Below are 24,183 nucleotides of genomic sequence, written 5' to 3'. Positions count from 1 at the left end.
AGCCGGGCCGATCAATAGCGATCAGTTCAGCTGCGAGCGGTCGAAGCTGTACGTGTAATGCCCACCTTGCTGGAGGGCTTCCAGCAATTCCGTTGCGGCGGCTTCCAAATGCGGCGAGATGTTGTGGAGCGCGATCAGAGCGGACTCCAGATACCGCGTTGCGACGGGAATGTCGCCTTCAGCGGCGCTGATCTTGCCGTGCTCGAGAATGAGAGCGCCCTCGCGAAGACGGTTGCCGAGGGCCCGGACCAGGACGATGCCTTCGTCGAGGGTCGCGTGTGCTTTGCCGTACTCGCCGCGGCCGGCGAACACAGCAGCCAGACAGCCCAGGGTCTGAGTCTGCAGATCGTTGTTGTTGGCCTGTCTCCCCGCCTCCAGGCTCTTGAGCAGGGCCTCCATCGCCTCGTCCAGTCGGCCGACGAGGAGGCGTGAGACACCGGTGTTGAGATACCGCTTGGCGACCGACCGGATGTCACCGGAGGCCTCGGCAAGCTCGATGCCTCGCCGATGGGCATCGTCGGCGAGGCGGTAGTCGCCGTTACGGTCGTAGAGATTGCCAAGTGCGAGGTACGCCACGCCCTCGACGTTGGTGTCGCCGATCTCCTTGCTCAGGTCCAGCGCCTCGGTCGCGTACGCGATGGCCTCGGAAATGCGGCCCCTCCGACCGAGAACGTGCGCGATCGACGAGCAGCATCGGGCCTGGCCGCGACGGTCCGAAAGCATCCGGAACATCTCCAGCGCCCGAAGCAGATGCGTCGTCGCCGCCTCGAGACTCCCGTTCTCCACCTCGGGGATCGCGTTGTCGTGCTGCAGCCAGGCAGCCATCGGCCACAGTTCGAGCTGCGTCGCGATGCCGAGTGCGGTCGCGCACATCTCACGCATCTCCACCCAGCGGGACCTCGACTCGTAAAACCCGAACAGTGCCAGCGTGAGCTCCGGGATCAGGGCGGACGTGGCGACACTTGATCCCATGGCTTGGTGATAGCGGTCGGTCACGTTGCGTTGCTCGGCGTCGAACCACTTCAGTGCGGTCTCGGTATCCCTTGCCGCAGGCACCTGCACGGGCGGTGTTGTCGCCAGGGTGATGCGCGGGCTGGTGGGATGGGTCCTGGACTGGATCGCCCAGCCGCGTTGGATGTACAAGCGCAGAACACGCTGGAGGCCGGCCTCGCGTTCGAGCGGTGTCAGGAGTACGTCGGCGCGTTCGCGAGCGTAGGCGCGGATGAGATCGTGGAAGCGGTAGCGGTCGGGAGCGACCGATTCGAGCAGATTGAGGTCGACGAGGCGCTCGAGGATGCTGTCGGTCCGGTGAGCTGGAAGGTCGAGCAAGCTCGCGGCGACGTCGGTCAGGACATCGGAGCCGTCGAGGACGCTGAGCGTTGGCAGCGCACCTGCGGCCCCGCGATCGAGGGGGCGCTCGCTCGCGTCCAGGAAATCCACGGAGCTGGCGATGCTGGCCCGGACACCGGTCTCGTCGGAGCCGAAACTGTCCAGCCGACGCTCCTCGTCCTGCAGCATGGCAACGAGGTGCTGAATCGGCCACGAGGGCCTGGAAGCGAGACGGCCGCCGATCAACCGGACCGCCAACGGCAGCCGACCCGAGATTGCGGCAAGATCTCGTGCCGCCTCGGGCTCGGCAGCCACACGAGTCTGGCCGATGACACCGGTCAGGAGTTCGACGGACTCCGACTCGGAGAGCGCGTCGAGATGGATCTGCCGTGCGCCGGGCAGCATGGCGAGCGACCCGCGACTGGTGATGATCGCCGACGATCCGGGGCTCCCAGGCAGCAAGGGAAGGACGTGCTGTACTCCGGCCGCGTTGTCGAGCAGGATGAGCATCCGACGGCCGGCCAGCTGAGAGCGCAGCAGAGCCGCGGCTTCCTCGACACCGTCGGGAATGAGCTGGATATCGGCGCCCACGGAGCGCAGGAGCTGACGCAACGCGTCCGTGACAGTCATCGGTGTGCCCGGACCGTAGCCGCGCAGATTCAGGTACAGGTGGCCGTCCGGGTAGCTGTCGGCCAGCCGGTGAGCGGCCTGCACAGCCAGCGTGGTCTTACCGATCCCGCCCATGCCGGTCACCGCGACCAGTCCGACCGGTGCTGTCCCGTCGGGATTGCGTAGCACGGACAGCATGGCCTCGAGCTGGGCGTCGCGGCCGGTGAAGTCGCGCGCGGCCGGAGGTAGTTGCCATGGCACCCGAGATTCACTGGCGGTGGCGGGTTCGTCGACACTCCGTGCCGGCGCGACCGTGTCACTGCGCTTGCCACGGGCAACGGCCAGGAACTGCTCGGCTTCGTCGGGGGTGAGATCAAGCGCTTTGGTGAGGGCGCGGATGGTGTCGATCCGGGGACGGCTGCGGGTGCCACGCTCGAGGACGCTGATGGCCTGTTCGCTGAGACCGGCTCGCTCTGCCAGGGCGGCCTGGGTGAGTCCCGCCCGTGCACGGAAGGTTCGCAGCAGTTCGCCCAGGCTCGAGGACAGCGCGACCACCTCCCTCACTCCTCCGACCCGGCTGGATACGGTCAGCACCGGAAACCTTCCGGAGCCAACTCTAGGGGGATCGGTCGACGGCGTGCCGACCTTATCCACAGCCGGTGCGGATCGGCCCGAAACTGGGTGTTCGAATTTCCAACGGTCGTTTGAAAGATAGCATTAAGTATGCGACCGGAGACTCTCCGAATACAGGACCTCTAATAAAGGTGGTCTGCTGTAAAGCTGTGACCAAATCGCAAAGACCCCGGATTTCTCCGAGGTCCTCGCTGTCTGTAGCCGCCTGAGATCAGGCGTTCGGGCGCTTGCCGTGGTTAGCGCCCTTCTTCTTGCGTGCACGGCGCTTCCGACCGGTCTTACCCATTTCTAAGCCTCCTTGAAACAACTGCAAAGAGTCACAGTCTCTCATACCACGGCACGGAGTTCGCAGTCAGCGGCGGGTCACGGTTGGGCTTACAGTGTTTCGGCGCGGGCCTGATGAGTAAAAATACTGATGAGTCAGCGACAAGCTGTCTGCCCCCCTACGTCCTGTCGATCAACGGGACGTAAGACTGCGAGCGCTGAACGGAGGTGCGACATGTCTGCCGACGGTTGGGACTGGTAGTCCGATGGCCCCCGTCCGGGTAGCGTTGCGCGCGTGAACCGGCGGGTGATGCTTCGGCTAGTGGTGGTGGCCGCGACCACCATGGCTGTGATCATTCTCGGGTTCGCGGTGACACACGCAAAAGTTGATGCGCCGACCATCTGTCTCGGGTTGCTGATGCTGGCCGGAACCGTGCTCCGGCCGAGAGTCGGGCAGATCTACAGGACCTCGCTCGACTACGTAGTTGTCATTGCTCTCTATCTCTTGTCCGGCGTGAGTTCGGCCATCCTGGTCGGCGCTGTCGGTGCGCTGGGGCAGGACCGGCGCCACCCCCTGGTCAAGAAGGTCTTCAACGGTGCGCAGTCCGTGATCTGCGCGGCGGCCGGTGGAGTGGTGTTCCATATTGCCGGAGGTCCGACCGGTGATGCGGTGCTCGGGCATCCGTGGGAGGCCATCTGGACGACGACCGCGGCCAACGCCACGTGGCTCGTCGTGAACGCGCTGCTGCTGTGCGTCGTGCTTTCGCTCGAGCCGGGCGATCCGACGCCACTGGTCTTCCTGCGCAAGGTAGCGCTGCCGACGTCCCCGTCCCTGCTGGGGTACGGGCTTCTCGGTTTGCTGCTTGCGGTCGCCTGGCTGTCCGGGCTGAATTTCCTGTCCATCGTCCTGATTTTCATTCCGCTTTACGTCAGTCGCTGGGCCTTGTCGCAGTACGAGGTCGAGCGCCGTGCGCAGGCTGCGACGATGCGCGCCTTCATCCAGGTGATCGAGACCAAGGATCTGTACACCCGCGGTCACTCCGAGCGAGTGAGCGAGGGCGTCGGCATGCTCGGTCGGCAGTTGCGGCTGCCCGAAGACCGCCAGCAGGCGCTCGAGCATGCCGGGCTGCTCCACGACGTCGGCAAGGTCGGCGTGCCGACGAGCATCATCCGCAAACCCGGGCGACTGGACGACTCGGAGATGGACGCGATCCGGCTGCATCCCGCGCGGGGTGTCGAGCTGATCGGCAACATCCCGTTTCTCGAGGAAGTGAAGTCCGCCGTTCTGCATCATCACGAGAAGTACGACGGGACGGGGTACCCCGCCGGACTCAGCGCCGTGAACATCCCGTACTTCGCCCGGATCATCGGCATCGTCGACGCGTTCGACTCACTCACGTCGACCCGGTCGTACCGGCCGGCCCGAAGCGTCGAGGAGACGCTCGCCATCCTGATCCACGACCGGTACACGCACTTCGATCCCGCGCTGGTGGACGCCTTCGTCGAGGTCGTCAGGGCTCGCGGCTGGAAGACTGCCGCCGACCAGCCGGCGCCTGACGGTTCGGTCGTCGTTGCGATCGACCACGACGACCTGAGCCTCGGCAGCGGAGGCGGCGCGACCGGCACAGCGGCGGGACCGGACTGATGGCGGGGAGCGTCATGACCGATGGACTCGACCTGCGGCGGATGGGCAGCGGCAGCGGAGTCGTCATCATCGCGGCCGGCGCAGCGCTGGCGCTGATCGCGATCGTGATGACTGCTCGCCACGGCGTGACCGAATGGCGGTACGCGCTCATCTTCGGGATCCTGATCGCCGTGGGCGAGATGGTGCAGTTCCGCGTCGATCGGATCCGGAACCGGGCGCCAATCGCGACCAGTGCGGCTCTGGCGTATGCGACTCTCCGTGGGCCGTCGCTCGCGGTACCGCCCGATGTTGCGCAGATCATCGCCGTCACAGCGGTCTCGACCGCAGCCGGCATCCTGCCTCGGGCGATCTCCGGGCTGCGCTGGGACGTCGTCGTTTCGTTCCGTCGTGGAATCTCGGTGGCCTGCGCGGCCGCAGTCTTCGCCGGACTGACGACGCCGGACCTCGTCTGGACCGGACGGTGGCAGGAGGCGATCTGGATTGCCGGGGCGATGCTGGCAGCGGTGCTGAGCGCCGGCGTCACTGACGCCCTGATCGGTGCGGGGCAGGCGACGGAGCGATACAACCGTCCGTTTCCCGCGGCTCTGCGGGACGAGCTCGTCGTGATGACCCGGATCGGCCTGGCGATGGGCATCACCGGCATGCTGCTTGCCGCGGCCACGTCGCTGATCGGACTCTGGGGACCACCGGTTGTCCTGGTGCCGTTGTTGTTGACGCAGTTTGCGTTTCGGCGGTTTGCTTCGGCGCAGCGGACTTATCGGACGACGGTGCGGTCGATGGCGCGGAGTACGGAGATTGCCGGGTTCAGTAGTCCCGGGCAGAACGCGCGGACTGCGACGTTGGCGGTGGCTGTGGGCAACGATCTGGGGTTGACGCCGGCGCGGATGGAGGCGTTGGAGTATGCGGCGTTGCTGTCGGGGGTGGGGCAGTTGGCGTTGGCGGATCCTAGTCCGGGTGGGGCTTCGTTGCTGAGGACGCGGGAGGAGCGGCAGCGGGCTGCGGAGATCGGGGCTTCGGTGATCGAGCGGTCGGGGGTGCTGGATCATGTCGCGGAGATCGTCAGGCACTCCAACGATCCGTACCGGCAGGGGCGGGCCAACAACGCGGACATCCCGGTCGAGAGCGGGATCGTGAATGTTGCGCTGGCCTACGAGCAACTGGTGGGGGAAGGGTCGGGGCAGTCGCCGGACAAGGCGATGGAGTCGATCGGGTTGGGCATCGGCGCGGAGTACGACCCGGTCGTGGTCGAGTCACTCAGGCGCGTGATCGGTCGCGGCTTCCGCTTCTGAGCAGGCCTCGGGCGATAGCCTGAGCAGCGCTTGGGTTCCGGCGCAGGGTTCCAGTTCGTCCCAGACCGGGGCGCTGGTCGCGGGCACCCGCCCCGAGGCGCCCATCCCGGCGTACAGCAGAAGGCCGGCGCCGGCGGCGATCAGTACGTCGCCCGGGCTGACAGCCTGACCGAGCCCGGGAAGAGCCACGGGTACGACGTCCCCGAGCCAAGGCAATCGTGTCGCGGCGTCGGACAACTCGTGCCGCGGATCGTTGACGACAGCGGACCCCACGCCCGCACGTGACAGCGCTGCGAGGGACACCGGCATCGCGCCGTTCAACGCGACGACAAGGGCGTTGCTGAAGAAACCCAACGCCAGCAAGCCGACGCCGGGATGGCGCACGTTGAGCCGCAGGAAGACCGCGATGCAGACCGCGGAGCCGATCAGCCCGACCGGGTAGACCGTGCCTCCGAACGCCGAGCCGAGCAGTTGCCCGATCGCGGCCGCGGCCAGCCAGTGCACGCCGGTCAAGGTGTTGTGCGCAAGCCGTCCGAAGCCGCCGCCGGTCGCGAGCGCCGCCCCGGCGGCGAGCACCATGACGAGGAGGACCAGCAGCACGTGTGCGATTCTGCCGAACCCGCGGCCCGAAACCGGGCAAGCTGACCCCGCAGCGTGTCGACTTAGCTTCAAAAGGTAACGGCGGCCCAGAAGGGCCGCCGTCACACAGAACTACTTCAGGACTTCGCGGTTGCTGCTCCGCCGTCGTCGAGGATCTCCGGCAGGTCCTCCACCCCCGGGTCGCCACGGTCGGCGGTGTAGTCCGACGGGTGCGTGGTGTCCTGCCCGTCCGGCACCTTCAGCGCCCGGAGCACGGCCGTCAGCACGATCACGATGATCAGGTTCAGCACGAACGCGGTCAGCGCGATGTACGCCGGCGTGTTGGTGAACGGGATGTTCGCCAGCGATCCGCCGAAGTGCTTCTTGGTCGCCGGGTTCACCACGTTGTACGCCGACACCGTGCCGAACACCATCGCGACAGCCCAGCCGGTCAGCAACGCCCACCGGTGGAACCAGCGCGTGTACAGGCCGACCACGATCGCCGGGAACGTCTGCAGGATCCAGATTCCGCCGAGGAGCTGCAGGTTCAGCGCGATCGTCTTGTCCATCGCTAGCACGAACACCAGCGCGCCGACCTTCACCAGCAGCGACGCCAGCTTGGAGACCTTGGCCTCCTCGGCCGGTGACGCCGACGGCTTGATGAACGCGCGGTAGATGTTGCGGGTGAACAGGTTCGCGGCCGCGATCGACATGATCGCCGCCGGCACCAGCGCGCCGACCGCGATCGCCGCGAACGCGATCCCGGCGAACCACGACGGGAACTCCTGGTCGAACAGCCGCGGGATCGCCAGCTGCGGGTTGGCCAGCCCGTCCAGGCCCTTCACGTTCACGTTCGCCTTGATCGCCATGAAGCCGAGCAGGGCGAGCAGACCCAGCAGCAACGAGTACGCCGGGAGGATCGCCGCGTTCCGCCGTACGACGTTGCGGGTCTTCGTCGACAGCACCGCGGTGACCGAGTGCGGGTACATGAACAAGGCCATCGCGGAACCCAGACCCAGCGTCCAGTAGGACACGTAGCCCGCGTTGCCGGGGATGAACGACCCGGTCGGCTTGCCCGTCACCGGGTTCGGCTTGGCCATCTTCTCCTGGGCCGCACCGAAGATCGAGTCCCAGCCGCCGAGCACGTGCGGCAGGTAGAAGATCGCGACCAGGATCACCACGTAGATCAGGAAGTCCTTGACGAACGCGATCATCGCCGGCGCCCGCAGCCCGGAGGAGTACGTGTACGCCGCGAGTACGGCGAACGCGATCAGCAGCGGGAGGTCCTTGGCCAGCGTGTTGTTGCCGCCGAGACCCATCGTCTCGAAGACCGCCTGCATACCGACGAGCTGCAGCGCGATGTACGGCATCAGCGCGAGGATGCCGGTGACTGCCACCGCCAGCGAGAGTGCCTTGCTGCCGTACCGGCCGCTGACGAAGTCGGCCGGGGTGACGTACCCGTGGCGATGCGAGACCGACCACAACCGGGCCATGAAGACGAACACGATCGGATACGCGACGATCGTGTACGGAACGGCGAAGAAGCCGCTGATCGCACCGGTCGCGTACATCGCCGCAGGCACCGCGATGAACGTGTACGCCGTGTACAGGTCGCCGCCCAGCAGGAACCAGGTGACGAACGTACCGAAGTTCCGGCCGCCCAGACCCCACTCGTCGAGGTTGTCCAGATGGCCGGCGCTGCGCCAGCGGGACGCCATGAAGCCCATCACCGTGACGGCGCCGAAGATGACGATGACGATGATCAGCTGCACCCAGTCGACACTCGTGTTCACTGCTCACCCTCCTTCGACGAAGCGTCGGCGTCAGCGGCATCAGGGTCACCAAGGCCCTGCGCCGCCCGGCGCCTGCGCTCCTCGGCGCGGAGCAGGCGGTAGCTGATGCTGACGAGGATCGCGGACAGGAAGACCCACATCAGCTGGTACCAGTAGAAGAACGGGAAACCCCACAGGTGGGGATCCGGCTTGGCGTACGTCGGCACGAGCAGCGGTACGACGACCGCCACAACCAGCAGCACACCGGAGATCCAGTACGCGGGTCTGACCGCGGACAATCGAGACACTGCAAACCTCCTCGGGACACAGGCGCAACGCAGCACGCTACCGTTCGATGACAGTAGGTACTAGAGCTTCAGGTTGGTGCATGGATAACGAAAAGGCATGGTTCGTACGGCGCGTCGTGCTGTCTGTGCTGTTCCTCGTCATCGTTGCCGTGCCGCTGTATCCCGAACTGTTCGGTCTGGACGAGGTCACCCCGTTCGCCCAGCTGGCCGCGTTCCGCCCGCAAGGACTGGTCGTCGTACTGCTCCTGGCCCTCCTGATGCTGGTACGCCGGGGGTGGCGCATCGCCGCCGTACTCGTCGCCTCGCTCGCACTGGTCGGCGGCGCCCTGGTCGCCCCACGCCAGTTCTCCGACGCCAGGCCCGCTCCGGCCGGCGCCCGGTTGCTGACGATCATGGTCGCGAACGTGCTCGGCGGCGGGGCCCGCGCCGCGGACGTGGCCCAGGTGATCCGGGACCGCAAGCCGGACCTGGTTTCGTTGCCGGAGGCACAGGTCGACGTCCGCGAGGAGATCCGGGCGCAGCTGCAGGACCAGCAGTACAAGGGCTACACGGCCCAGCCGAGCAAGGCGGTCGAGAGTGCGACCAGCGTGCTCGTGTCGTCCTCGCTCGGGAACGTCTCGTTCGCCACTGAGCCCGGGACGGCCTTCGGGAACATCATCGTCACCGGCGGGAACCTCGGCTCGATCCGCCTGATCGCCTACCACGGCTTCCCGCCTCTGACCGACTCGGTCAACACGTGGAAGAGCGACCTCCTGCACGTACGCCGATGGTGCACCGAGGACGCGCCGACGATAGTTGCAGGGGACTTCAATGCGACCCTCGACCACGCGGACTTCCGGAACGCCCTGGGCGGCTACTGCCGCAGCGTCGGACCGACCGTCGGCGGTGGTCTGCAGGGCACCTGGCCGGCCGACCAGCCGGCCTTACTGCGGACGCAGATCGATCATGTCGTGGTGACGCGGCAGTTCGAGCCCGGCCGGTTCACGACGTACCCGATCGAGGGGACGGACCACCGGGCCGTGGTCGCGACGGCCGCGCTCAAGACGGATTAGTGGCCGGGCGGTAGATGTAGGGCTGCGAGGCCTGGACGGCTTCGGTCAGCATCAGCAGCAGGTCGGCGCGGGCCTCGATCGGGCGGCCGAAGAGCTCGTCGTCGCCGGGGATCGGGAACCCCTTCACGCCGATCGCGAGCTGGCTCAGCAGCACGTGCAGGACGCCGCGAGCATTGAAGACCGCCGGCGTCGGCCACTCCGGCAACGTCTCGTGCATCAACGGCTGCTGGCCCGCGGTCGCCGCGATCGGCTTCAGCCAGCGCTCGAGCTCGTCGCTGCTCAGCATGTTCCGGTGCAGGATCGTCATCACCGCGTGGGCGACCCGGTCGTGCTCCTCGTGCACCCAGCGGTACGGCGTGTCCTTGACGATCCGGTCCGCGAGTACGTCGAGCAACGCCCGCAGTACGCCGGCGTCGCAGTGCCGGGACCGGGCCAGCGCGCCGATCGCGTCGGCGCCGTGGGCAACGGCATGCGCCCAGCCGCAGTCCTTGACGTACCCGCGCAGGTCGCGCTCGCGCAGCAGCCAGGTCGCCAGCCGGTCGCCCCAGCGCATCACGACCTCGTCGTGGACGAGGAACTCGGCGTTGTCGCGGTGGATGACCTCCGCCAGCGTCAGCGCGGTGAAGGAGCGGCGGAACACGCTGTCGGTGCCGTCCTCGCCGAGCCCGTAGTTCAGTCCGGCACAGAGGCCGTCGCCGAACCCGGGCAGCAGATCGTCGTACACCCCGCGCTCGAGCCAGGTGGCGAGCGTCGGATAGGCGAGGGCGTCACGGACCTGCGGGTTGGTGCTGGCCAGCCCGCGGACAAGCTCCTCGGTGAGCTCGGTCAGCGTACGGTCGTGCGGTACCGCGTAGTCCGCGGCCATCACGTCCTGCCAGTACGTCGACTCCACCCGAGCATCCTTTCATCTGTGCTGAATCAACTAACACCTGTCTACACCAACTTGTCGAGCGGACCACGACGCGTGGTGGTATAACACCGTCGGTAGCATCGAACCTGTGCCGTCTTTGACCGACGTGGCTCGAAACCACACCACCCTGGACTCCGCCGACCTGGATCGGCTGCAGCTGCTGATCTCCGACTGGCAGATGCTGGCCGACCTGTCGTTCGCCGATCTCGTGCTCTGGCTGCCGGACACCGAAGGACTCGGGTTCTGGGCCGGCGCCCAGATGCGCCCGACGACCGGCCCGACGGCGTACCTCGACGACATCGTCGGCAGCTTCATCCCGCGCGGCCGCCGGCACCTGCTCGACCAGGCGTACGACGGCGGCCGGATCTGCCGCGAGGGCGATCCCGAATGGCGCGACGACGTCCCCGTGCGGGTCGAGACGATCCCGGTACGCCGGGGCACCCGGGTGATCGCGGTGATCGCGCGCAACACCAACCTGCTCGGCGTCCGCACGCCGTCGCGGCTGGAGATCGCCTACCTGCAGAGCGCGACCGACCTGGCCCGGATGATCACCGACGGCATCTTCCCGTACGGCGGGGAGCGGCTGCTGTCCACCACGCCACGCGTCGGTGACGGCTGCATCCGGGTCGATCGGCACGGCATGGTGACGTTCGCGAGCCCGAACGCGTTGTCGGCGTACCGGCGGATGGGGCTCGTCACCGACCTGGTCGGCAGCCGGCTGAAGGACGTCACCGCGGAGTTGCTGCAGTCCGGACACAAGGTCGACGACGTACTCGCGTCGGTGGTCACCGGGCGTGCGGCCAAGGAGATCGAGATCGAGAACTCCGACGCGACGCTGTTCCTCCGGGCGATCCCGCTGCGGGCCGACGGCGCGCATGTCGGAGCGCTGATCCTGCTCCGCGACGTCACGGAGCTGCGGAGCCGGGAGCGGGAGCTGGTCACCAAGGAGGCGACCATCCGGGAGATTCATCATCGCGTCAAGAACAACTTGCAGACGGTCGCCGCGTTACTCCGGATGCAGGCCCGAAGGATCACCGTCCCGGAAGGACAGGCCGCGCTGGCCGAAGCGGTACGCCGGGTCGGGTCGATCGCGATCGTCCACGAGACCCTGTCGGAGTCGTTCGACGAGCACGTGGACTTCGACGACGTGGCGGACCGGGTCGGCGCGATGGTCGCGGATGTGGCGACGGTCTCGACCGTGGTGGAGACGCGACGGAGCGGGACGTTCGGCGTACTGGACTCCGAAGTGGCCACTCCGCTGGCGATGGTGCTGACCGAACTGATGCAGAACTCGGTCGAGCACGCCTTCGGCGCCCGGGACGGGGGAGAGGCGAGCGGCCGGATCGAGCTGACCGCCGAGCGGTCGGTCGGACGTCTGCACATCAACGTCATCGACGACGGCAAGGGATTGCCGACGAACTTCGACTCCGAGCTGTCCGGCAACCTCGGCCTGTCGATCGTCCGCACCCTGGTCATCGGGGAGCTGGACGGAACGCTCGAGTTCGGCAACCGCCACGACGGAAAACCCGGCACGCAGGTCACCCTGGACATCCCCGTGAAGGATTAGGTCGGGAAACACAAAGGCCCCGCGGTGATTCCCGCGGGGCCCCGAGAGGACTTACTCAGGCGGTGCGGATGCGCTGGCGGGCGTTGCGGCGCTTGAGAGCGCGGCGCTCGTCCTCGCTCAGACCGCCCCAGACACCGTGGTCCTGGCCGGCTTCCAGCGCCCATGCCAGGCACTGCTCACGCACGTCGCACCGTCGGCACACCTGCTTGGCTTCCTCGATCTGCATGATCGCGGGGCCGGTGTTGCCGATGGGGAAGAACAGTTCCGGGTCCTCGTCGAGGCATACGGCCCGGTGGCGCCAATCCATGGCGGATCCCATCTCTCTCAGTAGTTGACGTAAGCTGACGGGTAGGTCTGTGCCCGATCAGCGGTGTTGTACTCGTCGGTTCGTCTCGCACTGGGGGGTCTTAGTGCGACGCGTTGTGAACGCATTCACGAACGAGACCATGTTCCCAATCTTGGCGGATCGAAACAAGGGTTATGGAGTTGTCGATCCGATCACAACGCTTCCTTAACACTCGGAACTGGCGCAGCGTCGTACTCCCCATCCGGTTATCGGACAGAGCCGCTCTTCCGCAATCACCCGTTCACTGCAGGTAACCGTTCCAACCATCTTTTGGTTACGCACAACCCTCAAATCCCTGTAGGGCCTTGGGTCCGCGAGGCTCCCGAGAGCATGGCCGCATTAAGCTGACGAAGTGCCGACCGACTCCCCAGCTGCCGCCGTCCCGAGACCGCTCAAGCTAGCTGCGGCAGTGGTCGGTTTGGAAGGCCTCGCACTGATCGTTCTCGGAATTGGCGAAGCCTTGACGATTCATGGCGATCGCTTGGTGCTCGGTCTGACCACGGCCGGCTTCTTCCTCGTCTACGGCGTGGCTCTGGGCTTCGTCGCCCGCGGTCTGTGGAAGGCCATGCGCTGGAGTCGCGGGCCGACGGTATTCACTCAATTGATCCAGCTCCTGGTGGCGTACAGCTTCTGGGGCGGATCGACCAAGGCGGTGACGATCGCGCTCGCTGTCGCGGCCCTCGCCGTACTGATCTGCGTGTTCCAGAAGGCCTCCACCGACGCTCTGGCCGGTGGGGAGACCAACGATCACCCGGTGCTCTAGACCGCTACTCCTTCAGCAGACCGGCGCGGAGCTCGGTCAGCGTCCGGGCCAGCAGCCGGGAGACGTGCATCTGCGAGATCCCGATCTCCTCGGCGATCTGGGACTGCGTCATACCGCGGAAAAACCGCAGTGTCAGGATCCGCTTCTCGCGGGTGTCGAGCTGAGCCAGCAAGGGTTTGAGCGACTCCCGATACTCGACGCTCTCCAGCGCTTCGTCTTCGCCGCCGAGGCCGTCCAGGACCGTGGTCGCGTCGGTCTCGTTCTGGTCGGGAGCGTCCAAGGACAAGGTGTTGTAAGCGTTTGCGGACTCGAGCCCTTCGATGACCAGGTCCGGGGACAGCCCAAGTCGGTCGGACAGCTCGGCCACGGTCGGCGCCCTGCCGAGCTCCTGGGTCAGCTCGGCGGTGGCCGCGGTCAGTGACAATCGCAGCTCCTGCAAGCGGCGCGGCACCCGGATGGCCCAGCCCTTGTCCCGGAAGTACCGCTTGATCTCACCCAGGATCGTCGGCGTCGCGTACGTCGAGAACTCGACCCCGCGATCGGAGTCGAAACGGTCGATCGCTTTGATCAGGCCGATCGTGGCCACCTGGACCAGGTCGTCGTACGGCTCGCCGCGGTTGCGGAACCGGCGGGCCAGATGCTCCACCAGCGGCATGTGCAGCGAGACCAGGCCGTCCCGCGCCGCGGTATGTGCCGCATCGCCCGGCCCGGCGGCCGCGCCCATCCGCCGGAAGAAGTCCGCCGTCCGGGTACGCAGATCCGAAGTCTCCCGAGGCTCGCTCGGGATCTGCGCGTCACTCACGCGGTCTCCGTCGCGGTGGCGGTTGCCGTGACGGTGATGGTCAGCCGGCCGTCGGTGGTTTCCGCCGCGGCGGACTCGACCAGTGCGGTCAGGACGGTCCAGCCGAACGAGTCGGTGTCCGGCATCCAGCCGCTGCGCACCAGCGCGCTCGCGCGCACGGTCAGCTGCGGCGGCTCGATCTCGAACACGCAGTCCAGTACGCCGTCGGCCGCCTCCGGCAGCAGAATCGCGCAGGCCTCGTCGACGGCGATCCGCAGGTCGTCGATCGCGTCCAGGGTGAAGTCGTTGCGGGCAGCCAGGTTGCCCACCACGGATCGCGGTACGGCGATGTAGGCACTGTCCGCCGGGATACTCAGGCGGACCTCGGCGGCTCGTCCCGTGCTGCTCACATCGTCTCCCTCGGATCGGTCCCAACGCCGTACATCATCCAACCTCACGGACGCTGATGCACGGCGAACGGGGCCGACCGCGGGAAATCCCCTGAAATCAGGGGTGTTCGTGCTCCGAACGGAGCCTCGAGAGGAACGTCTGGGTGCGGGAGTGCTGCGGGTTGCCGATGACGTCCTTCGGCGGACCGGCCTCGACGACCACGCCGCCGTCCATGAACACGACCGTGTCCGCGACGTCGCGGGCGAACGACATCTCGTGGGTGACCACGATCATCGTCATCCCGTCGAGCGCCAGCTCCCGCATCACCGCGAGCACCTCGCCGACGAGTTCGGGGTCGAGCGCCGACGTCGGCTCGTCGAAGAGCATCAGCTTCGGCTGCATCGCCAACGCCCGCGCGATCGCCACCCGCTGCTGCTGACCGCCGGACAGCTGCGCCGGATAGGCGTTGCAGCGGTCCGCGAGGCCGACCCGGTCGAGCAGCTTCATCGCCCGTTCCCGCGCGGTCTTCTTCGACTCACGCTTGACCTGGGTGGGCGCCTCGACGATGTTCTCCAGCGCGGTCTTGTGCGGGAACAGGTTGAACCGCTGGAACACCATCCCGATCTCGCGCCGCTGCGCCGCGATCTCCTTGTTCTTCAGGCGGTACAGCTTCCCCTCGCGGTCGGCGTACCCCATCAGTTCGTCGTCGACCCAGATCCGGCCGCCGTCGATCGTCTCGAGCTGGTTGATGCACCGCAGGAACGTCGTCTTACCCGAACCCGACGGCCCGAGCAGACAGACGACCTGCCCCCGATCGACATCGAGGTCGATGCCCTTGAGCACCTCGTTGTGGTGGAAGGACTTGGTCACATTGACCGCGTGAACCAGTGGCATCAGGCGCCTCCTGCCCCGGCCGGCCGCGCGGCGCGCGGCGCCTTGGTCCCGAAGCCGCGACCGAAGTGCCGCTCGAGGAAGTACTGGCCGACCATCAACACACTGGTCGCGGCCAGGTAGTACAGCGTCGCGGCGACCGCGATCGGGAACGTCTTGTAGTACGTGCTGCCGATCGACTGCAGCTGGTAGAACAGCTCGCCGATCACCGGTACGGCGAGCAGCAGCGAGGTGTCCTTCAGCATCGCGATCGTCTCGTTGCCGGTCGGCGGCACGATCACCCGCATCGCCTGCGGCAGTACGACGCGGCGCATCACCTTGCCGCTGCTCATCCCCAGCGCCTCGGCCGCCTCGGCCTGGCCCGGGTCGACGCTCATGATGCCCGCGCGCGCGATCTCGGCCATGTACGCCGCCTCGGACAGCCCGAGCCCGATCACACCGGCGACGATCCCGGTGAAGACCTGGTTGGCGTCGAGGGTGCCGAACCGCCAGTCCCCGGACATCCCGAGCCAGTCCATGATCTTCCAGTCGAACGGGACCCCGAACGCGATGCCCTGCGGGAACAGGATCCCCAGCGTGCCCATCGTGAACAGCAGGATGTACCGCGGGATGCTCCGGAAGAACCAGGTGAACACCCACGACACCCCGGCCAGGATCGGGTTGTCCGACAGCCGCATGACGGCCAGCAGCACGCCGCCCCCGACGCCGACGATCATCGACAGCGCGGTGACCAGCAGCGTGCCCTTGATGAAGCCGTTGATCACCGGCTGCTGGTTCATCGCCTTGAAGACGAAGCTCCAGTCGAAGGCCTTGTTCGTCACCAGCAGGTGCACCAGCATCGCGGCCAGGACGACGATCACGGCGATCGCGACCCAGCGGCCCGGATGCCGCACCGGTACGGCGTCGATCGCGCCCGGCCGATCGGCGCTTGCGTCCGTCGGCCGGGTCTCAGCGGTATCCGTGCTCATCGAAGCCTCACGGGTTCACGGCGAAATCGGTGAGCGCACCCGAGTCGTTGTTCCACTTCTGCAGCGTGCTCTTGTAGGTGCCCTCGGTGTTCAGCGACTTCAGCGCCTCGGTGATCGACTGCGCGAACGCGGTCTCCGCCTTCGGGATCACATAGCCGTACGGCGCGGCGTCGTAGATGTCGCCGAGCTGCTCGAGCTGACCGTTGGTCTGCTTGATCGCGTACAGCACGACGGGGGAGTCGGCCAGCATCGCGTCGGCCTTGCCGCCGACGAGGTCCGCGGTGGCCTGGTCCTGCTTCTCCCGGACGACCAGCTTGATCTCCGGCTTGCCGGCGGCCTTGCACGCGGCCTGGCGCTTCGGCATGTCGTCCTCGAGCTGCGTCGTACCCTTCTGCACCGCGACGGTCTTGCCGCACGCGTCGTCGGCCTTGACGCCCTTCGGGTTGCCCTTCGCGGTCGCCCACAGCGTGCCGGCGTTGAAGTAGCTGACCATGTTGACCTGCGCCTTGCGCTTGTCGTTGATCGTGAACGACGAGACGCCGACGTCGTACTTGCCGCTCTGGACGCCGGTGATGATCGTGTCGAAGCCGGCCGGCTGCCACTCGACCGTGACGCCGAACTTCTGCGCCACCGCGTTGAACAGGTCGACGTCCATGCCGACGACGGTCTTGCCGCCCTGCAGGAACTCGTTCGGCGGGTAGCTGGCATCCACGCCGACGACGATCTTCCCGGCCGACTTGATCTTCGGCGGCAGTGAGCCGCTCAGATCCGGGCCGCTGCTGGATGGAGCGCTGGAGGGGGCGCTCGACGGGGAAGTGGACGAACCACCTTCGAGAGAGTTCGAACCGCAACCGGCGGCGGCGAGAACCAGGACACCGGACAACGCGAGTGTCCTACGCAGGACAGACATCTAGGTCCTCCAAACCCGGGCACCGGTCGGCCCCGGTGCCATGTGTCCGCATCTTGACACAACGACCTGCGGGCAGCGCACGGACCAACCGGGAAAGGAGACCTATTCGTAGTCGTCACCGCCCGTCACGCTGCGGCCCGTCGATCACCCGGGCACGCAGCGTGACGATCAGGTGGGTTCGACGTGCGTCGGATCGAGGACGCGGCGCAGGAAGGTGCGGGTCCGTTCCTCCTTGGGGTTGCCGACGACGTCGGCGGGCGGGCCTTGCTCGACGATGACGCCGGCATCCATGAACACGACCCGGTCGGCCACCTCGCGGGCGAAGGCCATCTCGTGCGTGACGACGAGCATGGTCATACCGTCCAGGGCGAGTTTGCGCATGACCGTGAGTACGTCGCCGACGAGCTCCGGGTCGAGCGCGGACGTCGGCTCGTCGAACAGCATCAGCGCCGGGTCCATCGACAGCGCCCGCGCGATCGCGACCCGTTGCTGCTGGCCGCCGGACAGCTGCGCCGGGTACGCGTCGATCTTGTCACTCAGCCCGACCCGCTCGAGGTTGGCGCGGGCGATCCGGTCCGCGTCCTGCGGCCCGCGCTTCAGAACGGTGCGCTGGGCAACGGTGCAGTTGGCCAGCACGGACAGGTGCGGGAACAGGTTGAACTGCTGGAACACCATCCCGATCTGCTGCCGGGCCGCGTCCAGGTGGCAGTCCGGGTCGGTGATGTCCTCACCGCGGACGATCACCTGTCCCTCTTGGGGTTTCTCGAGCAGGTTCACGCAGCGGAGCAGCGTCGACTTGCCCGATCCGGACGGGCCGATGACACAGACCACTTCGCCCTGCTCGACGGTGAAGTCGATACCGCGCAGGACGTGGTTGCTGCCGAACGACTTGTGCAGGTTCTTGATCTCTACCAGTGCCATCAGCGGGTCCTCGCCGTTCGGGCCTCGAGCCTGCGGGCCAGGATGCCCAGCGGCAGGGTGATGACCAGGTAGCAGAAGCCGCAGACCACGATCGGGGTCAGGTTCGAGTACGTGTTGGCCAGGTCCCGGCCGAAGCCGGTCAGCTCGTAGCCGTCCGCGGCGACGCCGATCATGAACACCAGCGAAGAGTCCTTCACCAGCAGGATCAGGTCGTTCGTCAACGGCGGCAGCACGATCCGGAACGCCTGCGGGAGAACGATCTTCCGCATCGCCAGCCCGGCCGGCATACCGAGTGAACGGGCCGCCTCGACCTGTCCCTTCGGCACGGCCTGGATGCCGGCGCGGATCACCTCGGCCATGTACGCCGATGCCACGATCCCGAGCGCCAGCCACACCACGCCGTACGGGTCCCACGGGATCGTCATGCCCGGAAACGCCAGCGGCAGCAGGCTGAACGCGATGAACACCACGATCGCGGGCAGTCCGCGGAAGAACTCGATGTACGCCGTCGCGATCCACCGGTACGGGCCGACCTGGCTGAGCTTCATCAACGCGAGCAACGTGCCACCGGCCAGACCGATGACGAATGCGCCGGCCGTGTACTCGAGCGTCTTCAGCAGGGCCTTGAGGACGCCGTCGGTGAACGTCGACTTGATGAACTCCGGCTTGAAGAACACGCTGCCGATCTGGTGCCAGTTCGCGACGAACACGGCGACCAGGATCAGCACGACGAGTACGGCGTACTGGATCCAGCGGGAGCGCTGGGCCCGCCGGCGCGGGCTCAGCCCCTTCCGCTCAACGGTTGTCTGGGTCGAGGTGCTCACTTCGTCGGCTCAACCCCGAACCACTTCTTGTAGATCTCGTTGTACTTGCCGTCGGACTTCGCCTTGGTCAGCAGCTCGTTGAACTTCGACACCAGCTTCGGGCCGCTGCCGTCCTTGAGCGCGCCGAAGCCGTACTGCTCACCGGTGTTGAACTCGGCGACCACCGCCATGTCCGGGTTGTCCTTGACGAAGGGGTACAGCACGCCGTTGTCGTTGATCGCGGCGGCGACCCGGCCGGACTTGACGTTGTTCTCCTGCAGCGCGAGGTCGTTGAACGGGATCACCGTGTACCCGTTGGCCGCGGCGTTCTCGTCGGCGTACTTCTTGCCGGTGGTGTCGGCCTGCGCGCCGATCTTCTTGCCCCGCAGGTCGGCCAGCGACTTGATGCCGGAGTCCTTCTTGGCCATCAGCACCTGGGTGGCGTCCATGTACGGATCGGTGATGCTGATCGCGGCCTGACGCTCCTTGGTGATCGTCATCGCGCCCATGCCCATGTCGCACTTCTTCGCCTGGAACGCGGCGCCCGACGTCACCTGGGCCCACTCGATGTTCACCACGTCCTGCTTGAGGCCCAGGTCGTCGGCGACCAGGTTGAGCAGGTCCACGTCGAAGCCGACGACGTCGGTGCCGTCCTTGAACTGGAAGGGCTTGTACGGCAGGTGGGTGCAGACGGTGAGCTTGCCGGGCTTGACCAGCGTGATGCCGGCCGCCTTCGCCTTGTCATCGGAACCACTGCTGCCCGAGTCGCTGCCGCAGGCGGACAGGGACAGTCCGAGTACGGCGGCCAGCGCGACAGCAGCTCGAGTCTTGCGGAGAGTGGGGACGAAATTCATCGCGAGTTCTCCTCGACAGGGATTGTGAATCCCGCATCCTGGCATACGAGGGGGGTGTGGGACCCCTCACAGCAGACCAGTGAGGTCTGTGGTTTACTTTCCGCACGGGCGATCCCCTGCTTCTGAACACTTGGGTCCTGTCTGGTGATCCAGCGCCTACTGCGGGGCACTCGGCACGGCGCCTCGCCGCACGGGTGCAAAGGGAACGATGCTCTGCATCGACCCCTTCGCCCCCGCGCGCCGATGCACCGCACCGAGCACCTCCTCGCTACGGCGCTGGATCACCAGACAGGACCCGATCCGAGTCTTCCGAAAGGGTCCGTCCATGGTCGCCCAACCCCTTGAATCTCCTGTTTCCGATGCGTACGCCGGTGATCCGGTCTTCGAGCTGCACCGCGGCGGCAAGATCGAGGTGTCGTCCTCGATCCACGTCCGCGACGCGGATGATCTCTCCAAGGCGTACACGCCCGGCGTCGCGCGGGTCTGCACCGCGATCGCCGAAGACCCCTCGCTGGTACGCCGGTACACGTGGAAGTCCAACGTGGTCGCAGTCGTCACCGACGGCACCGCCGTCCTCGGGCTCGGCGACATCGGCCCGGCCGCGTCGCTGCCGGTGATGGAGGGCAAAGCGCTGCTGTTCAAGGAGTTCGGCGGCGTCGACTCGGTGCCGATCGCGCTGGACTGCACCGATGTGGACGAGTTCGTCGAGACGGTCGCGCGGATGGCGCCGACGTTCGGCGGGATCAACCTCGAGGACATCTCCGCGCCGCGCTGCTTCGAGATCGAGCGCCGGCTGAAGGAGCGGCTCGACATCCCGGTCTTCCACGACGACCAGCACGGTACGGCGGTCGTCGTACTCGCCGCGCTCCGCAACGCGCTGCGGGTCACGGGCAAGTCCATCGAGGACATTCGAGTGGTGATCTCAGGTGCAGGTGCGGCTGGGGTGGCGTGTGCGCGGATCCTGCTGCAGGCGGGCGTCGGCGACCTCGCCGTGGTGGACAGCAAGGGCGTGCTGCACGAGGACCGCGCCGACCTCAACCCGGTGAAGCTGTCGCTGGCCCGCGACACCAACACCGGCGGCCTGTCGGGCCGGTTGGTCGACGCGCTCGAGGGCGCGGACCTCTTCCTCGGTGTCTCCGGCGGAACCGTGCCGGAGGAGGCCATCGCGAAAATGGCCGCGAACGCGATGATTTTCGCGCTGGCGAACCCGAATCCCGAGGTGCACCCGGATATCGCGCAGCGGCACGCCGCGGTGGTCGCGACCGGACGCTCGGATTTCCCGAACCAGATCAACAACGTGCTGGCATTCCCGGGGATCTTCCGCGGTGCCTTCGACGCCAACGCGTCACGGATCACCGAGGGTATGAAGCTCGCCGCCGCCAACGCCCTCGCCGGGCTGATCTCGGCCGACGACCTGCGCCCTGACTACATCATCCCGTCCCCGTTCGACGAGCGTGTCGCCCCGGCGGTCGCCGCCGCGGTCGCCGCAGCCGCCGCGACCGACGGGGTAGCCCGCCCGGCCTGATCCGAAGTGTTGCTCAGAGCAACTTTCCCTTTGCGTCGTTGGTTGTTTTCCACCAGTTATCAAACGCTTCTTGGAAACCTATTGACTTAAGAAACTGCCGCAGCCACCATTGGCGTGGTTTTGCCCGCCGGGCATTCCACACAAGGACCGATGGTTGGAGGCTTCCATGAAGCTCAGGCCCGCATTCGGAGCCGTCGCGGCGGTCGTCGCCGCGACCCTCGCACTGGGTGGGTGTGCGAAGAGCAGCACCGCCGCGCAGGGCGGCGGGGCCGGCGACGTGAAGACGGTCAGGGTCTTCATCAGCGGCGACACGAACATCCAGAAGCTCTGGGCGAACGACCTCGGCCCGGCGTTCGAGAAGGCCAACCCCGGCTACAAGGTGCAGGTCACGCTCGACCTGCACGGCGAGCACGACGCCCAGACGATGGCGAAGCTGTCGGCGTCGGTCGCGCAGAAGAAGGACCCCGGCTTCGACGTGGTCGACGGCGGCTTCGTGCCGAAGGCGTCGACCGCGAACCTCCTCGATCCGGCGGACCCCTCGAAGATCTCTGCGCTGGCCGACATCCCGGCCGACGTCGTCAAGGCCGGCGGCACCGGCGGGATCCCGTACCGCGGATCCTCGGTGCTGCTCGCCTATGACACCAAGACCGTCCCGGCCCCGCCGAAGACGCTGGACGACCTGCTCGAGTGGATCAAGGCGCACCCGGGCAAGTTCACCTACAACTCGCCCAAGTCGGGCGGTTCCGGTGGATCGTTCGTGGCCACGGTGCTCGACAAGTACGTCCCCGCCGACGCCCGGCAGAAGATGACGGTCGGCTACGACAAGGGCCTCGAGTCCAACTGGAACCAGGGCTTCGCGACACTGCACGGCCTCAATCCGTACGTGTACCAGAAGGGCGTCTACCCTAACGGCAACCAGCAGGTGCTGGACCTGCTCGCCAACGGGCAGATCTCGATGGCCCCGGTCTGGTCCGACATGTTCACGACGGCTGTCGCGAACGGCGCGATCCCCGCGACGGTCAAGTCCACGCAGATCTCCGACCCGTCGTTCACCGGCGGTGCGGCGTACCTCGGCATCCCGGCCAACAGCCCCAGCAAGGACGCGGCGCTGAAGCTGGTGAACTTCGTCGAGCAGCCTGAGCAGCAGGCGATGATCGTCAAGGACATCTCGGGCTACCCGGCGATCTCGATCGACAAGGTGCCGCAGGAGCTCCAGGCCAAGTTCGCGAACGCCGACACGAACAACCTGCGCAAGGGCTACTTCGATTCGATGACCAAGGACCTCAACCAGCTCTGGGACCAGAAGGTCCCCGGCAAGTGACGGCTGAGGTCGAAGCCCGCCCCGCGGTCGTGGTCCGGCCCGCTGCCCCTGCGGCGGCGGGCCGGACGCGGGGCTTGCTGATGGCGCTGCCGCCGATGGTGCTGATCGCGTTCTTCATCGGCTTCCCGGTCGTCCTCGCGTTCGGCTTCAGCCTCGGGTTCACCGGCGGCCTGAACCGCACCGTCGCGCTGATCGGCCAGAACGTCCACACGGCGCACGGCATCGTCCCGACGCTCTCGGCGTACGCCGAGATGTTCACGAACGCGCGGTTCCTCGGCGATCTGGTCGTCACGGTCGTCGTGACGGTCGTGAGCACCACCGTCGTCATCCTGCTCGCGGTCGGCATCGGGCTGTACCTGAAGTTCTCCGGCGGGCTGATCGGCAAGCTGCTGTCCGCGCTCGCGGTGATCCCGCTCTTCATCCCGGTCGTCATCGCCTCCTGGGCCATCCTCGGCTTCTACTCCGCGAACGGGTTCCTGCGCAGTGTGGCGGCCAATTTCGGACTGGGCTTCCCGGTCTGGTCCTACACGCTGGTGACCGTCGTCATCGGCTCGGTGTGGACGTCGCTGCCGTTCGCGACCCTGCTGGTCACTTCGGGACTGCAGGCCGTCCCGCAGGCGATGATCGACGCCGCGCGTGACGCCGGCGCCTCGTTCTGGCGGGTGGTCGGGAGCGTCGTGGTTCCGATGGCGGGTGTGCCGATCATCATCGCGACGACGTTCACCGCGATCGGGATCCTCGGCTCGTTCACCGTGCCGTACTTCACCGGTCCGAACTCGCCGAACATGCTCGGGGTCGACATGTCGAACTACTTCTCCGCGTTCAACCAGCCGCAGCAGGCCGTCGTGATCGCTTTCATCGTGTTCGCGATCGCGTCCGGGATCGCGGCGGTGTACGTCTGGGCGAACTTCCGCTCGGCCAAGGAAAGCGGGGCGGTTTGATGCCCAGGGCAATCTCCCGCGGCGTGGTCGTCCTGCTCGCCGCACTCCTGGCTTTGTTCATCATCGGACCGCTGCTGTGGCTGGCCATGCGGGCGTTCGCGGCGAGCTGGACGTATCCCGACCTGCTCCCGGATGCCTGGACCTTCCGCTGGTGGAGCGTCGTGTTCAGCGACCGGGCGCTCGGGGTCGCCGTACAGAACTCGCTGTTCTTCGCTCCGATCACCGTGCTCGTCTCCGCGGTGATCTGCCTGCCGGCCGCGTACGCGTTCGCGCGTTTCGAGTTTCCGGGGCGACGGTTCTTCCTGATCGGGGTGTTCGCGGCGAACTCGTTCCCGAAGATGGGTCTGTTCGTCTCGCTCGCCGCGCTGTTCTACGCGCTCAACCTGATGAACACGATCCTCGGCATCCTCGTCGTCCACGTGCTCGGCACGGTCGTGTTCATGACCTGGATCCCGGCCGCGGCGTTCGCCGCAGTACCGCGCAGCCTCGAGGAAGCCGCGCGGGACGCGGGCGCGTCGAAGCTGCGGACCTTCTTCAGCGTGACGCTGCCGATGGCCCTGCCGGGGATCCTGGTGGCCGCGATCATGAGCTTCCTGTCCTCCTTCGACGAGGCCCAGGGGACGTACCTGGTCGGTGCGCCGGACTACATGACGATGCCGACCCAGATGTACAGCCTCGTGCTCAACTACCCGACCCAGGTGGCGGCGGTCTTCTCGATCCTGCTCGCCATCCCCTCCGTGGCGTTGCTGCTGGCCGCGCACAAGCACATCGTCGGCGGACACCTCGCCGAGGGCTTCCAGATCAAGTAAGGG

24 protein-coding genes are annotated in these 24,183 nt (G+C 66.8%); 9 read left to right on the top strand and 15 right to left on the bottom strand.

The genetic code is table 11. The features are described 5' to 3' along the window. Window positions 1-21: 21 nt before the first annotated feature. Both ACQPYH_RS33895 and ACQPYH_RS33890 read right to left on the bottom strand, forming a co-directional pair. Window positions 22-2,493 (bottom strand): ATP-binding protein, encoded by a 2,472-nt coding sequence (locus tag ACQPYH_RS33895; RefSeq protein WP_432879827.1) that lies wholly within the window; start codon window positions 2,491-2,493, stop codon window positions 22-24. A 289-nt stretch (window positions 2,494-2,782) separates the two neighbouring features. Then, window positions 2,783-2,857, bottom strand: coding sequence for a 50S ribosomal protein bL37 (locus tag ACQPYH_RS33890; protein WP_369759046.1), 75 nt, complete (start codon window positions 2,855-2,857; stop codon window positions 2,783-2,785). A gap of 273 nt (window positions 2,858-3,130) precedes the next feature. On the opposite strand from ACQPYH_RS33890, the gene ACQPYH_RS33885 reads away from it, so the two are divergent. Continuing rightward, a complete protein-coding gene (locus ACQPYH_RS33885; RefSeq protein ID WP_432879825.1) occupies window positions 3,131-4,480 on the top strand; it encodes an HD-GYP domain-containing protein in 1,350 nt (449 codons plus the stop codon). A 14-nt stretch (window positions 4,481-4,494) separates the two neighbouring features. Beyond that, window positions 4,495-5,769: an HD-GYP domain-containing protein gene (locus ACQPYH_RS33880; RefSeq protein WP_432879822.1), complete on the top strand. Its 1,275-nt coding sequence runs from the start codon at window positions 4,495-4,497 to the stop codon at window positions 5,767-5,769. Here ACQPYH_RS33880 and ACQPYH_RS33875 read toward each other — a convergent pair. From ACQPYH_RS33875 to ACQPYH_RS33865, 3 genes are all read right to left on the bottom strand, one after another. After that, a complete protein-coding gene (locus ACQPYH_RS33875; RefSeq protein WP_432879819.1) occupies window positions 5,731-6,369 on the bottom strand; it encodes a DUF5317 domain-containing protein in 639 nt (212 codons plus the stop codon). The genes ACQPYH_RS33880 and ACQPYH_RS33875 overlap by 39 nt on opposite strands. A gap of 116 nt (window positions 6,370-6,485) precedes the next feature. Next, complete coding sequence (mctP, locus tag ACQPYH_RS33870) at window positions 6,486-8,075, bottom strand: monocarboxylate uptake permease MctP (protein WP_432894553.1); 1,590 nt, start codon at window positions 8,073-8,075, stop codon at window positions 6,486-6,488. A 62-nt stretch (window positions 8,076-8,137) separates the two neighbouring features. Then, window positions 8,138-8,428 carry a DUF3311 domain-containing protein gene (locus ACQPYH_RS33865; protein ID WP_432879816.1) on the bottom strand — a complete coding sequence of 97 codons (291 nt, stop codon included), beginning with the start codon at window positions 8,426-8,428 and terminating at the stop codon, window positions 8,138-8,140. 80 nt (window positions 8,429-8,508) lie between these two features. On the opposite strand from ACQPYH_RS33865, the gene ACQPYH_RS33860 reads away from it, so the two are divergent. Beyond that, complete coding sequence (locus ACQPYH_RS33860; RefSeq protein WP_432879813.1) at window positions 8,509-9,480, top strand: endonuclease/exonuclease/phosphatase family protein; 972 nt, start codon at window positions 8,509-8,511, stop codon at window positions 9,478-9,480. Here the strand turns inward: ACQPYH_RS33860 and ACQPYH_RS33855 are convergent. Continuing rightward, window positions 9,467-10,372, bottom strand: a complete 906-nt coding sequence (locus ACQPYH_RS33855; protein WP_432879810.1) for a DUF2785 domain-containing protein — start codon at window positions 10,370-10,372, stop codon at window positions 9,467-9,469. The genes ACQPYH_RS33860 and ACQPYH_RS33855 overlap by 14 nt on opposite strands. Before the next feature lie 106 nt (window positions 10,373-10,478). Here ACQPYH_RS33855 and ACQPYH_RS33850 point away from each other — a divergent pair, with 106 nt between their 5' ends. Then, a complete protein-coding gene (locus tag ACQPYH_RS33850; protein ID WP_432879807.1) occupies window positions 10,479-11,957 on the top strand; it encodes a sensor histidine kinase in 1,479 nt (492 codons plus the stop codon). A 55-nt stretch (window positions 11,958-12,012) separates the two neighbouring features. Here ACQPYH_RS33850 and ACQPYH_RS33845 read toward each other — a convergent pair whose 3' ends face one another. Then, complete coding sequence (locus ACQPYH_RS33845; protein WP_130383822.1) at window positions 12,013-12,264, bottom strand: WhiB family transcriptional regulator; 252 nt, start codon at window positions 12,262-12,264, stop codon at window positions 12,013-12,015. A 391-nt stretch (window positions 12,265-12,655) separates the two neighbouring features. Here ACQPYH_RS33845 and ACQPYH_RS33840 point away from each other — a divergent pair, with 391 nt between their 5' ends. Continuing rightward, window positions 12,656-13,066, top strand: a complete 411-nt coding sequence (locus tag ACQPYH_RS33840; RefSeq protein ID WP_432879804.1) for a hypothetical protein — start codon at window positions 12,656-12,658, stop codon at window positions 13,064-13,066. Between the two features lie 4 nt (window positions 13,067-13,070). Here ACQPYH_RS33840 and ACQPYH_RS33835 read toward each other — a convergent pair whose 3' ends face one another. The 8 genes from ACQPYH_RS33835 to ACQPYH_RS33800 form a co-directional block, all read right to left on the bottom strand. Beyond that, complete coding sequence (locus tag ACQPYH_RS33835) at window positions 13,071-13,868, bottom strand: RNA polymerase sigma factor SigF (RefSeq protein ID WP_432879801.1); 798 nt, start codon at window positions 13,866-13,868, stop codon at window positions 13,071-13,073. After that, window positions 13,865-14,257 (bottom strand): ATP-binding protein, encoded by a 393-nt coding sequence (locus tag ACQPYH_RS33830; protein WP_432879798.1) that lies wholly within the window; start codon window positions 14,255-14,257, stop codon window positions 13,865-13,867. The genes ACQPYH_RS33835 and ACQPYH_RS33830 overlap by 4 nt, the downstream gene beginning before the upstream one ends. Window positions 14,258-14,354: 97 nt before the next feature. Then, window positions 14,355-15,131: an amino acid ABC transporter ATP-binding protein gene (locus ACQPYH_RS33825; RefSeq protein ID WP_432879795.1), complete on the bottom strand. Its 777-nt coding sequence runs from the start codon at window positions 15,129-15,131 to the stop codon at window positions 14,355-14,357. Next, window positions 15,131-16,096 carry an amino acid ABC transporter permease gene (locus ACQPYH_RS33820; RefSeq protein WP_432879793.1) on the bottom strand — a complete coding sequence of 322 codons (966 nt, stop codon included), beginning with the start codon at window positions 16,094-16,096 and terminating at the stop codon, window positions 15,131-15,133. The genes ACQPYH_RS33825 and ACQPYH_RS33820 overlap by 1 nt, the downstream gene beginning before the upstream one ends. Window positions 16,097-16,103: 7 nt before the next feature. Further along, window positions 16,104-17,006 (bottom strand): ABC transporter substrate-binding protein, encoded by a 903-nt coding sequence (locus tag ACQPYH_RS33815; protein WP_432879790.1) that lies wholly within the window; start codon window positions 17,004-17,006, stop codon window positions 16,104-16,106. A gap of 168 nt (window positions 17,007-17,174) precedes the next feature. Beyond that, complete coding sequence (locus ACQPYH_RS33810; RefSeq protein ID WP_432879788.1) at window positions 17,175-17,927, bottom strand: amino acid ABC transporter ATP-binding protein; 753 nt, start codon at window positions 17,925-17,927, stop codon at window positions 17,175-17,177. After that, window positions 17,927-18,751: an amino acid ABC transporter permease gene (locus tag ACQPYH_RS33805; protein ID WP_432879786.1), complete on the bottom strand. Its 825-nt coding sequence runs from the start codon at window positions 18,749-18,751 to the stop codon at window positions 17,927-17,929. Before ACQPYH_RS33805 ends, ACQPYH_RS33810 begins: the two co-directional genes overlap by 1 nt. Further along, entirely contained in the window at window positions 18,748-19,584 is an 837-nt protein-coding gene (locus ACQPYH_RS33800) for an ABC transporter substrate-binding protein (RefSeq protein ID WP_432879784.1), read from the bottom strand. Before ACQPYH_RS33800 ends, ACQPYH_RS33805 begins: the two co-directional genes overlap by 4 nt. Window positions 19,585-19,909: 325 nt before the next feature. Between ACQPYH_RS33800 and ACQPYH_RS33795 the strand changes: the two genes are divergently transcribed. From ACQPYH_RS33795 to ACQPYH_RS33780, 4 genes are all read left to right on the top strand, one after another. Further along, complete coding sequence (locus tag ACQPYH_RS33795; protein WP_432879781.1) at window positions 19,910-21,109, top strand: NAD(P)-dependent malic enzyme; 1,200 nt, start codon at window positions 19,910-19,912, stop codon at window positions 21,107-21,109. 166 nt (window positions 21,110-21,275) lie between these two features. Further along, the gene (locus ACQPYH_RS33790; protein WP_432879779.1) at window positions 21,276-22,430 is read left to right on the top strand and encodes an extracellular solute-binding protein; all 1,155 of its coding nucleotides are present in this window, start codon (window positions 21,276-21,278) and stop codon (window positions 22,428-22,430) included. Then, a complete protein-coding gene (locus tag ACQPYH_RS33785; protein ID WP_432879777.1) occupies window positions 22,427-23,371 on the top strand; it encodes an ABC transporter permease in 945 nt (314 codons plus the stop codon). Before ACQPYH_RS33790 ends, ACQPYH_RS33785 begins: the two co-directional genes overlap by 4 nt. Continuing rightward, entirely contained in the window at window positions 23,371-24,180 is an 810-nt protein-coding gene (locus tag ACQPYH_RS33780) for an ABC transporter permease (RefSeq protein WP_432879774.1), read from the top strand. The genes ACQPYH_RS33785 and ACQPYH_RS33780 overlap by 1 nt, the downstream gene beginning before the upstream one ends. Window positions 24,181-24,183 lie beyond the last annotated feature (3 nt).

The organism is Kribbella sp. CA-245084, from assembly GCF_050942355.1.
In the GTDB taxonomy this organism is placed as follows: Bacteria; Actinomycetota; Actinomycetes; order Propionibacteriales; family Kribbellaceae; genus Kribbella.
Note: the sequence above shows the minus strand (reverse complement) of the source record. Positions and strands in the feature narration are given on the sequence as shown.

What these genes read in the sequence shown, in the direction of transcription:
- ACQPYH_RS33880 (WP_432879822.1), top strand. Translation starts at nt 4,495, where the DNA reads ATGACCGATGGACTCGACCTGCGGCGGATGGGCAGCGGCAGCGGAGTC.
- mctP (WP_432894553.1), bottom strand. Translation starts at nt 8,075, where the DNA reads ATGGGCTTCATGGCGTCCCGCTGGCGCAGCGCCGGCCATCTGGACAAC.
- ACQPYH_RS33860 (WP_432879813.1), top strand. Translation starts at nt 8,509, where the DNA reads ATGGATAACGAAAAGGCATGGTTCGTACGGCGCGTCGTGCTGTCTGTG.
- ACQPYH_RS33845 (WP_130383822.1), bottom strand. Translation starts at nt 12,264, where the DNA reads ATGGATTGGCGCCACCGGGCCGTATGCCTCGACGAGGACCCGGAACTG.
- ACQPYH_RS33825 (WP_432879795.1), bottom strand. Translation starts at nt 15,131, where the DNA reads ATGCCACTGGTTCACGCGGTCAATGTGACCAAGTCCTTCCACCACAAC.
- ACQPYH_RS33820 (WP_432879793.1), bottom strand. Translation starts at nt 16,096, where the DNA reads ATGAGCACGGATACCGCTGAGACCCGGCCGACGGACGCAAGCGCCGAT.
- ACQPYH_RS33815 (WP_432879790.1), bottom strand. Translation starts at nt 17,006, where the DNA reads ATGTCTGTCCTGCGTAGGACACTCGCGTTGTCCGGTGTCCTGGTTCTC.
- ACQPYH_RS33810 (WP_432879788.1), bottom strand. Translation starts at nt 17,927, where the DNA reads ATGGCACTGGTAGAGATCAAGAACCTGCACAAGTCGTTCGGCAGCAAC.
- ACQPYH_RS33800 (WP_432879784.1), bottom strand. Translation starts at nt 19,584, where the DNA reads ATGAATTTCGTCCCCACTCTCCGCAAGACTCGAGCTGCTGTCGCGCTG.
- ACQPYH_RS33795 (WP_432879781.1), top strand. Translation starts at nt 19,910, where the DNA reads ATGGTCGCCCAACCCCTTGAATCTCCTGTTTCCGATGCGTACGCCGGT.
- ACQPYH_RS33790 (WP_432879779.1), top strand. Translation starts at nt 21,276, where the DNA reads ATGAAGCTCAGGCCCGCATTCGGAGCCGTCGCGGCGGTCGTCGCCGCG.
- ACQPYH_RS33780 (WP_432879774.1), top strand. Translation starts at nt 23,371, where the DNA reads ATGCCCAGGGCAATCTCCCGCGGCGTGGTCGTCCTGCTCGCCGCACTC.